The organism is Alcaligenes pakistanensis (assembly GCF_014652815.1).
In the GTDB taxonomy this organism is placed as follows: domain Bacteria; phylum Pseudomonadota; class Gammaproteobacteria; order Burkholderiales; family Burkholderiaceae_B; genus Alcaligenes; species Alcaligenes pakistanensis.
In genome coordinates this window covers 25,423-34,907 of sequence record NZ_BMZN01000007.1, presented here as the reverse complement: position 1 = coordinate 34,907, position 9,485 = coordinate 25,423, and the positions used below count along the sequence as shown (strand labels likewise).

The window sequence follows — 9,485 nt, the reverse complement described above, 5'->3', positions numbered from 1 at the left end:
ACTCGCCCGACAAGCCGGACAGGGGCCCCACAAGAAAACCATCCTCTTCCCCACACAAAGCCCAAACAGAAAACAGTGATTAGTCCAAACTAATCCCCGCCTTTTTCACAATGTCATGCCAGTAATCCGCCTCAGCCGGCAATCCCGCCCGAAACTCATCAGCAGAAACCTTGGACAACAAATACCCCTGATCCAGCAACTTGCCACGAATCACCGGATCAGCCAGCACCTTCTCCAAAGCCCCTTCAATCTTGCTCACGATTTCCTTATCCGTCCCTGCAGGAACCGCCAAGGCCCACCAATTACTGATGATCACATCCTTGTAGCCCAGCTCCTCCATCGTGGGCACATCCGGCAGAGCAGGAAAACGCTCCGGCAAAGCCACAGCCAAAGCCTTCAAGCGCCCCTCCGGCAAGAACGCCGCCCCCAAACCATAGCTGCTGACAAACATCTGCACTTCATTGCTCAACAAAGCCTGAATACCAGGCGCCGAACCCCGGTAATGAATACCCAGCATGTCGCCCTCCAAAGCCTCGGACAACTTCCAGGCCGACAGCTCCGGTGTAGTCCCCGCCCCTGGCGTGCCGTAATTCACCAAACCCTTGTGCTGCTGAACATAATCCCGAAACTCGGCCATATTGTTGACCGGCAACTGCCCATTCACATAAACCAAAGCCGCCGCATCGGCCACCTTATTGATCACATACAGATCCTTGAATGGGTCATAACCCATGCTTTTGTACAGAAACTGATTGATCACAAAATTATTGGTCGCCGAAAACAGCAAGGTATAACCATCCGGCTTAGAGCGCGCCACCATTTGCGTGCCAATATTGCCGCCCGCACCGGTCTTGTAATCCGTAATCACCGTCTGCCCCAGTTCACGGGACAACTCAGGCTGCAGAATACGGAAAATAATATCGCCCGCTGCCCCCGGTGGATAAGGAATCACCACCCGCACGGGATGATCCGGATAGTCCGCCCAAGCCGTGCCCACGGCCCCCAGACATAAGGCTGCCAACAGGCCCGCCAGTGTTTTTTTCATGACGTTCATCTTGTCTCCCCCGCGCGCCTTTTACAGGTCTATACGCATTAAGTCCGTTGCCAAGCGCAGATCGCCCTTGTAGCTCTTGCGGATATCCCGCGCGACCTCATCCAGACGCTCCGGCCCCATCAAATCAACCGGCAAATGATTAGCGGCCGCACGTTTAATCACCGGGCTGGTTGAATCGTAATGCCCAAAATGCGTGGCCACTAAACTCTTAACATTGGCACGGCGGGCAATCTCGCCCAGTTGCAAAGGACTGGTATGGGCAAACGTACCTACACCCGATTCCGCGCGGTGCTTTAGGAAAGACTCAGGAAACGTACACTCGTGAATCAGCAAATCCGCATCCTGAGCCAGACGAATCATGGACTCGCAAGGAGCCGTATCACCGCTGAAAGCCACCACTTTGCCCTCGGCTTCCATGCGGATACCAAAGCAATCCGTGATCTCGGTAGGAATATGATCCACCACATCAATGTAGATCTTGACGTCCTCGTCCTCGTACATCAGGCCGGGCTCAACTTCAAACACCTCGGGACGCACCGCTTCAATATTCTTCTGACGGGCGGGATAGGCAGCACGAGCCTGAATATCCACCCGGAACGCACCGTTCTCAAAAGAGTGATCCACAAAGTCCTGAGTGCCCTTGGGACCAAAGACTTTCAAGCGACCTTCGCGATTAAAGACCCAGCTGGACAGCACAAAAAATGGCAGGCCGCACACATGGTCATAATGCAAATGACTTAAAAACACCCACGGCACATCGGCCGGGTTGATATTGGCCTTCACCATCTGACGCGTGGAGCCTTCGCCGCAATCAAACAGGTAATTCTTGCCGTTATCCAGCGTCACCAAAATAGATGACTGGGCACGATCGGGATCAGGCAGCGCAGCGCCGGTGCCAAGCATGGTTATCTTCACGTAAAACTCCTTCAAGCAGATAAAAACAGCCGACACCAGAACAGTGCCGATTTCCATAAAGTCATAAAGTCATAAAGTTCTATTTTTAGGACTTTATGGAAAAAGTGTACACCTCGTCATCAAGACCGATAACTTGGTGTTTTTACCTAGAAGTGTTGTGAAGGCGCTGCGCGCCTGGGATGGCGGGCTTAGGAGCCAGGGGAAAGCTCAGTCTGAATGCTCAGATACTTGGCAGGGTAAAAGACCTGGGCCGCATAAACCAATTGCTCAAAACGGTTCAGAATCAGACGAATGACCCGTACAACCGGCATCCCTATGTCCATATTCAAGTGGCGCGCCAAATCCGCATCGGCTACCCGCACCGTCAGCGTCTGGCGAATAGTATGAATCTGCTCGCGTCCCAGACGATTCAACACCAGCAACACAGGTTCATGACTTAATTCAGGCTGCAAGGTCTGGGCTAACTGGTCCAATACATAGACCGTATTCAGACTGTACGCCACGCCATCCGCATAATTGATACGACTGGTCCACCAGTACTCATCGGGCAAACTCTGCCCCGTAATCTCGATAGGCAAGGCACCGACACCATTGCCCAGCTCCACCATGACCGAATCCAGACGCGTCAAATGTTCAATAAGTGCGTCCCAATTGGTAGGCAACATCAGCCAATGATCCTGCGCCACATCCCCAATTACAAACGTACCCTTGCCACGAGTGCGCTCGATCAGCCCTTCATTTTCCAGCTCGTCCAGAGCGGCCCGCACCGTGGCGCGTGAGACGCCGTATTCCTGCATCAGTTCTTCCAGCGTGGGAATGCGAGTCCCCACCGGCCATTCGCCACGCTCCAAGCGCGCCCGCAAGGTATATTTCACCTTGAGCGACAGGGGCAATTTGGACTGTTTGCGCAGCGAAGAACGTGTTGGATCGGCCATACGAGGAGGCGATTAAGCACCGAGAAATGACAAGATCACATCATAGCCTGCGGCAAGATAAGTCGGCGAAACCTCAAAAAGGTTTAATCTTGAACAAGCAAAGCGTTTATTTTTGCAAAAGTTAGTAAACGAAAATTAAACGGATCGGATACATTATCCCAATCATTGCTTAACTCTTGATACGAGCCCGAGCCCATGGATGTTTTACCTTCCTCTGCCTCGCACTTGGCCCAAATTTACCTGCTCGGTACTTACCGACTACTGGTACAAGGACAATCCCGCGCACAAGTCATTAATTACGATAAAGCGCGTATTTTGTTGTCCATGCTGGCTTTAGCGCAAGGCAAGCCCCTCAGCCGCAGTCGGCTGGCTGAAACAATCTGGCACGAAGACCCCATCAGTGTGGGCCGTGCTCGTTTACGTCATGCCTTGCACGCCTTACGGCGCGCGTTTGAGGGCTGTGATCAGGCCCTGCACATTACCAACGACACACTGGCGCTGGACCCCAGCCGTGCCCAGATCGATGTGCTGAGCCTGTTGCAACACCCCAGCCAGCCCGCACTCAGCGATCTGGAGCGTCTGAATCTGTATCAGGGCCCTTTGCTGGGGCAGGTCAAATTGCATCATGGCGAACAGTTGCAAGACTGGTTACAAGATACACAGCAAAACATTCGGCAAACTCTGTCGCAATGTCGTGACCGTTATATACAGTCAGGCCTGAACACGCTGCCTGCCCCGCAGGCAATCAGTTACTTGAAACGCTGGCTCTTGATCTGGCCTGAAGAAGAAAAGCTGCACCAGGCGCTGATTAGCCTGCTCAAACAAGAGAACCAGCACGAAGCCGCCCTGCACGCTTACGAGCAGTGCTCGGTCCTGCTGGCAGATCGTCTGGGCTGTGAGCCCAGCGCCCAGACACGCAGCCTGGTGGACTTGCCCCTGCGTCCGCTGACAATGACCGCCACGGCCTTGCCCACACCTGTGACGCTGCGTTTGCGCCCTCTGGCCGCTGTTGGCTTTTGCCTGCGCTTTGAGCCCAGCCATCGCCATGCCCGCGAGCAAGGCGGCACACTGTTGGAAAAAAGTCGTCAGGCCCTGCATCGTTTAATCGAGCATCACGGCGGCTGGCCTTGCGAGGCCGGTCCCAACCAACTGATTGCGTATTTCGGCTATCCCGAACTGCAGGAATCGCCGGTCAGCCAGGCCGCTGAACTGGCGCGTGCGGCCGCCACACTGCGCATGGACGAGCACATCAAAATAAGTATCGCCATTCATGCAGACCTGGCGATGGATGACCAAAGCGCCTATCCCGACCCCTGGGGCCAACTGGCGCAAATTGTGCTGCCCTTAAGTTGGGACTCTGCCCCCGGTGCGCCACGCATCAGCCCGCAAGCAGCGCTGCGCCTGGACACCAAGAATATTCAAGGCCCGCTGGGCCGCCAAAGCGACACGCTGTGGCTGAACCTGAGCCCTTCGGAAATTGACGATAGCCGTTTGACCAGCCGCGTGTATGGTCGCTCGCAAGAGTTCGATCATCTGGTGCAAGCTTGGTCCCATATCGGGCCTAATCGCGCGTTGCATCATATTGCGATTCATGGCCGCGCCCATATTGGCAAAAGCTTGCTGGTGCATTCGCTGGCCGACTATGTTCAGAAAACGGCACACCACTGCATTATGCTGCACTGCCGTGAAGATAAGCGCCGAGTTGCCTGGCACCCTATTCGCCAGTGGCTGCACGAGCAGATTGCCGACCACATCACCACGCAAACCAGCAAGCCTTGCGATCCATTTTCAATACAAACCTTGCAAGAAGCGCTAGACATTGGCCCCAAACAGGCCCAGTCCTTACATCAGTGGTTGAACAGCGGCCCCGAAGAACAAGAGCTTAATGAGCCTTCCACGGCGCATATGGATTTGTTATTCAATCTGCTGAGCGGTCCAGGCAATTCGCCTCGTCGTCGTTTACTGATTATTGAAAACGTGCAGTGGGCCGACCCGCCTACTCACCGCCTGATTCGTTTGCTGGCCCATACCGCACCGCGTCATCCGACCTTGCTGTTGACGACCAGCCGCAAGCCCGGCCACGGCCTGGAGCGGGCTGAGCACTTGAGCCTGCGGGCGCTGGATCGTTCCAGCATCAATAGCTTGTTGAGCGGTCAGCGCGGTCAACGCTTGGCCCGCGACAAACGTAGCCGTCTGGTTAAATTAAGCGCCGGCAATCCCGGTCATGCCAATGAACTGCTGCGCTGCCACGAACTGAACATCGAATCCAGCGATGCCCTGTGCCTGACCGACCTGATCTGCACCCAGTATCACAGCCTGTTGCCCGCAACACGCCACATTCTGGCCAGCATTGCCTTGTCTGAACAAACTACAGCCATCGACGAGCTGGCCCTGATGCTGCGCCTGGAACAAGCCGCCCTGAGTAGTGGACTGGACACCCTGGCCACACTGGACCTGATCGATCTGCAAGACAAACACGTGTCCTGCCTGCCTCTGGTCGCCCAGGCGCTGGAAAGTGTGGCCATGCAGGACGAACTGCGACAAGCCCACCATGCCATCGCCCAACACGGTATCCGACGCCGTCATGCACCCGAGCATATTGCAAAGCATTTGTGCGAAGCCGAAAGTGCGGAAGCAGCTTTCTGGTGGCAACGCGCCGCCCGCGAAGCACTGGCACAAAATGACCTGCGCCAAGCCAGCCAGTATCTGCAACGCTCCTTAAATCGCAGCGAGTTGATTGATGATTTGCAGGTACGCCAAACCCTGCAATTTGAATGCCGCATGTTGCAAGGCGCCATTGAATCCGCGCTATACGGCCCGGCCTCCGCCTCCACCGCGATGGCCTACGAGCTGGGGCACGAACTCAAGGACGAGCAAGATTCGGATCAAGTGATGATCAGCCTGTGGACCGCCTGGTCGGCTTTCCAGGCACAAGGCAATTTCGAGCAAGCCTTGCAAAAAGCCCGCCAATTGCTGGCCCTGGCCAATGAAACCAGCCACGACCAAAACCGCAGCTGGGCCTTGTACGCGATTGGCCAGCACGAGTTGTGGAAAGGCAATATCAGCAATGCCATCCAGACACTAAACCTGAGTCTGGCCGTGTTTGACGACCTGAAAGAGCAGAACAACCGTCAGGCTATTGCCGAACACTTCCCCCAGTCCATTACCTTGGGCACCTTAAGTGTCGCCCTGGCCTTGAAGGGCGATTTGGATGCCGCCCAGCAGCACGCCGTTCTGGCCCTGCAAAGCCTGCGTTCGGATACAGCTTTTTCCCTGCGTGCCATCACCCATTTATTTGTGATGCAGTCCTACTACCTGATGGAGCAACTGGATGATTGCCAGCAAGTCGCCGAGCTATCCTTACAAGAGTTGCAGCAATCGCATAACCCCGAGCCCTGGTCAGCCTTAAGCCGTTCTTTCCTGCACTACTGCCAAGTTATGCAGCATGGTCGCGAATCCAGTTTGCAATCTTTGCTCGACTGCGTGCAAACAGCCCAATATGGACTGCCCATCAGCGCCGATGGTCTGATGAGCCGCATCGCCCGCGCCTTGATTCGTCTGGGTCGCAGCAATGAGGCCATGCCCTGGCTGGACAAAGCCGCCGCGCAAGGCCTGCGCTACGCCATCAATAGTCTGAGCACCGAGCTGCACTGCGTGCGCGGGGATGCCTGGATGGCATTGGGCGAACACGGCCACGCCTTGCAGGAATGGAATCTGGCCGAACAAAGCATGGAGAAGTACGGTTTGCATCGCTACGCCGACTGGATTCAAGTACGCCGGACTGCCGTGCAAAAACTAAAAGTCTAGCGATCCAAAGTAGCGTCTTGAATGAAAATGCCCCCAAGGATAGGGTTCTATCCTTGGGGGCATTTTCTATAAATGACTACTTGTGGGCTACAGCAACCACTCAATGGGCAAGATAGACAAGAAACCCACCCCGGCCCGCCGCCAAATACTGGCATTAGGTTCGGTATGGAACAAACGCTGGGTGCCATCTTCGTTCAACTGAATCCAGACCAGTTCCCCTTGCTCATCCAGCTCCACGCGATAGCTGCGGTACGGCAAGGTCTGCTCGAACCCCTTGGACAGAGCCTGGGCCATTTCCGGGCTTTCAATAATAAAACCCAACTCGGTATTCAAATTAACCGAGCGCGGATCAAAGTTAAACGAGCCCACAAACAAGCGTTTGCCATCCACCGCAAAAGTCTTGGCATGCAAGGCCGAGCCGGAACTGCCAAAAGGCCCAGAACCATGACGGGTCGGTTTATCCAGGGTGGGCCGCAATTCCCACAACTGCACACCCGCTTCAAGCAAGGCCTTGCGACGTTTGGCATAGCCCGCATGCACCGCGGTCACATCCGTTGCAGCCAAGGAGTTGGTCAGGATACGTACCCGCATTCCTGGCCTGCTCATCATGTCTTCAAAGGCGCTTACTCCTGCCGCAGTGGGCACAAAGTAAGAGGACACCAGATCCACCTGGCTCGTGGGCTTGCCCAGCAAATGGTCCATTTGCCAGACCATTAATTGTTCGGGATTCACAGGCCCCAAAGCCTTGGCCGGATCATCGCTAACCATAGAGGTACGTGCCCACTGGAAATCCAGTTCGCCCCGTACCAGATTGCTGACCAGATCCGATTCACGCAGTACGGTCTGATAGTCTTGGGCACGCGGTTGGGCCTCCGCTTCGTCCAACTGCTTCTTGAAAGACACCAGGGCTTCCGGGCCTCCCGTCTTGATCAGACTGTCTACCGGATAGGCCGATTGGCTGGCCCAGTAACGATCAAAATCCTTGGACACGTCCTGCACCACAGAACCAATGGCCATGACATCCAGGTCCGCAAACAAAACGTCCTGAGTGGCACCAAAGTACTCGTCACCCACATTGCGCCCACCAATAATCGTGACTTGATTGTCTACGGTGAAAGACTTGTTATGCATGCGCCGGTTCAGGCGGGAGAAGTCCGTCAGAAAACCTAGCGGCTTGGGCCAACGCAGCACAAAGGGGTTGAACAGGCGCACCTCAATATTGGGGTGTGTGTTCAAGGCGGCCAAGGTATCGTCCAGACCCGTAATGCCATTGTCATCAATCAACAAACGCACTCGTACACCGCGCTCGGCCGCTTGCAGCAAGGTACCCAACATCAAGGTACCAGTGGTGTCGCCACGCCAGATGTAATACTGCACATCCAGCGTTTTTTGCGCCGAAAAAGCCAGCAAGGCACGGGCCGCATAGGCATCATGCGGGTCGTACAAAGGATAAATGCCCGATAAGCCTGGATGTTGTTCTGCCATCGGGGCCACGGCATGACCAATCATGGTGTCTTGCGCCTGATCCAGCGGCAGGGACACACTCTGGCTACGCCCTTCCAACGATGGCAAGGCACAGCCCGCCAGGCTGGCCAGCAAGGTGCCGCCCACAATCAAGCTGCGCCAAAACCGGGGGGTTGCTTGCCCCTTTGTACGGCGTATAGTCGGCTTCTTGGCGGGATCGATTTTCATGAAAGCATCTCGGTGGGCATGGATATCGCTCCACATAGTAGCACCGCCACCTGCCCGGACCAGCCGCCGCTTTTGGCAATCAGCCCTTGCAGCAAGTGACAGGCCGGACAACAATGAAGCACCTGCCCATACTTTAAACCTGAAACAAGTAGCATGCCCCCCGCAACAGCCTCCGCTTTACTGCCCCGCCACCTTGCCATCATGCTGCTGTTATTGCTGGGCAGCTCCTTCGCCGCCAATCACATCGCAGCCAAGGTCGCGCTGGACCACGGTACCGGCCTGATCATCTCGGTTATTTTCCGCTCGGCGGCAGCCACTCTGGCCCTGGTCCTGTTGCTGATCTGGCGCAAGCAGGCTTTGTATGTCCCGCGCCCTTATATAGGCTGGCAATTGCTGCTGGGCGCGCTGATCACTGTCCAGTGCATGCTGATTTATTCCTCGATTGCCCGCATTCCGGTGGCCCTAGCTTTGCTGGTCGCCAATATGTACCCGATTCTGCTGGCCATTTTGACCTGGGTGCTGGGCGGACACCGGCCTACTCGCAAGACATCAATCATCATGGTGGCTATTCTGGGCGGCCTGCTGCTGGCCCTGGACGCTCCCAGCCTGATCTCGGGCGCAACGGTGGACTCCCAATGGATACTGGGCGTGGTGTGCAGCCTGCTGACCGCGCTCGCCTTTGCTATTGGCCTGTGGATTACAGAAAACAAACTGGCACCCTTGCCCGGTCTGGTACGCAGTTTCTGTACCATCAGCCAGACACTGGTTTGCCTGATCGCTCTGAGCCCGCTGGGGCTGCTGCCAGGCGGCTCGTCCCTACCCCACGATGCCATCGGCTGGATTGCCTTGTCTCTGGTGTGTGTGCTGTATACCACCGGCTTTGTGACGCTGTTTGTGCTGGCCCCACGATTGGACATGACTCGCAATGCGCCCTTCATGAACATGGAGCCCGTCGCTTCCCTGATATTGGGTTGGCTGATTTTGAAACAAACCCTGAATTCCACCCAATTGCTGGGCGGAGCCGTCGTGTTAAGTGGCATTGTGGCGCTGGCCTATCAGCGCGCACCCCGCAAGTAAAACGC

At 55.7% G+C, this 9,485-nt stretch carries 6 protein-coding genes; 2 read left to right on the top strand and 4 right to left on the bottom strand.

Translation table 11 applies throughout. The features are described from left to right. Positions 1-79 precede the first annotated feature (79 nt). The 3 genes from IE156_RS18070 to IE156_RS18060 all read right to left on the bottom strand — a co-directional run bounded on the left by IE156_RS18070 (position 80) and on the right by IE156_RS18060 (position 2,904). On the bottom strand, positions 80-1,054 hold the full coding sequence (locus IE156_RS18070) for a Bug family tripartite tricarboxylate transporter substrate binding protein (RefSeq protein ID WP_189394051.1): 975 nt from the start codon (positions 1,052-1,054) through the stop codon (positions 80-82). Positions 1,055-1,075: 21 nt separating this feature from the next. After that, on the bottom strand, positions 1,076-1,969 hold the full coding sequence (locus IE156_RS18065) for an MBL fold metallo-hydrolase (RefSeq protein ID WP_229841506.1): 894 nt from the start codon (positions 1,967-1,969) through the stop codon (positions 1,076-1,078). 188 nt (positions 1,970-2,157) lie between these two features. After that, positions 2,158-2,904: a GntR family transcriptional regulator gene (locus IE156_RS18060; protein WP_189394050.1), complete on the bottom strand. Its 747-nt coding sequence runs from the start codon at positions 2,902-2,904 to the stop codon at positions 2,158-2,160. 195 nt (positions 2,905-3,099) lie between these two features. On the opposite strand from IE156_RS18060, the gene IE156_RS18055 reads away from it, so the two are divergent. Beyond that, entirely contained in the window at positions 3,100-6,711 is a 3,612-nt protein-coding gene (locus tag IE156_RS18055; RefSeq protein WP_189394049.1) for an ATP-binding protein, read from the top strand. Between the two features lie 87 nt (positions 6,712-6,798). Here IE156_RS18055 and IE156_RS18050 read toward each other — a convergent pair whose 3' ends face one another. Next, positions 6,799-8,403, bottom strand: a complete 1,605-nt coding sequence (locus IE156_RS18050; protein WP_308430482.1) for a phospholipase D family protein — start codon at positions 8,401-8,403, stop codon at positions 6,799-6,801. 153 nt (positions 8,404-8,556) lie between these two features. On the opposite strand from IE156_RS18050, the gene IE156_RS18045 reads away from it, so the two are divergent. Next, positions 8,557-9,480 (top strand): EamA family transporter, encoded by a 924-nt coding sequence (locus IE156_RS18045; RefSeq protein WP_189394048.1) that lies wholly within the window; start codon positions 8,557-8,559, stop codon positions 9,478-9,480. The last annotated feature ends 5 nt before the right edge of the window (positions 9,481-9,485 follow it).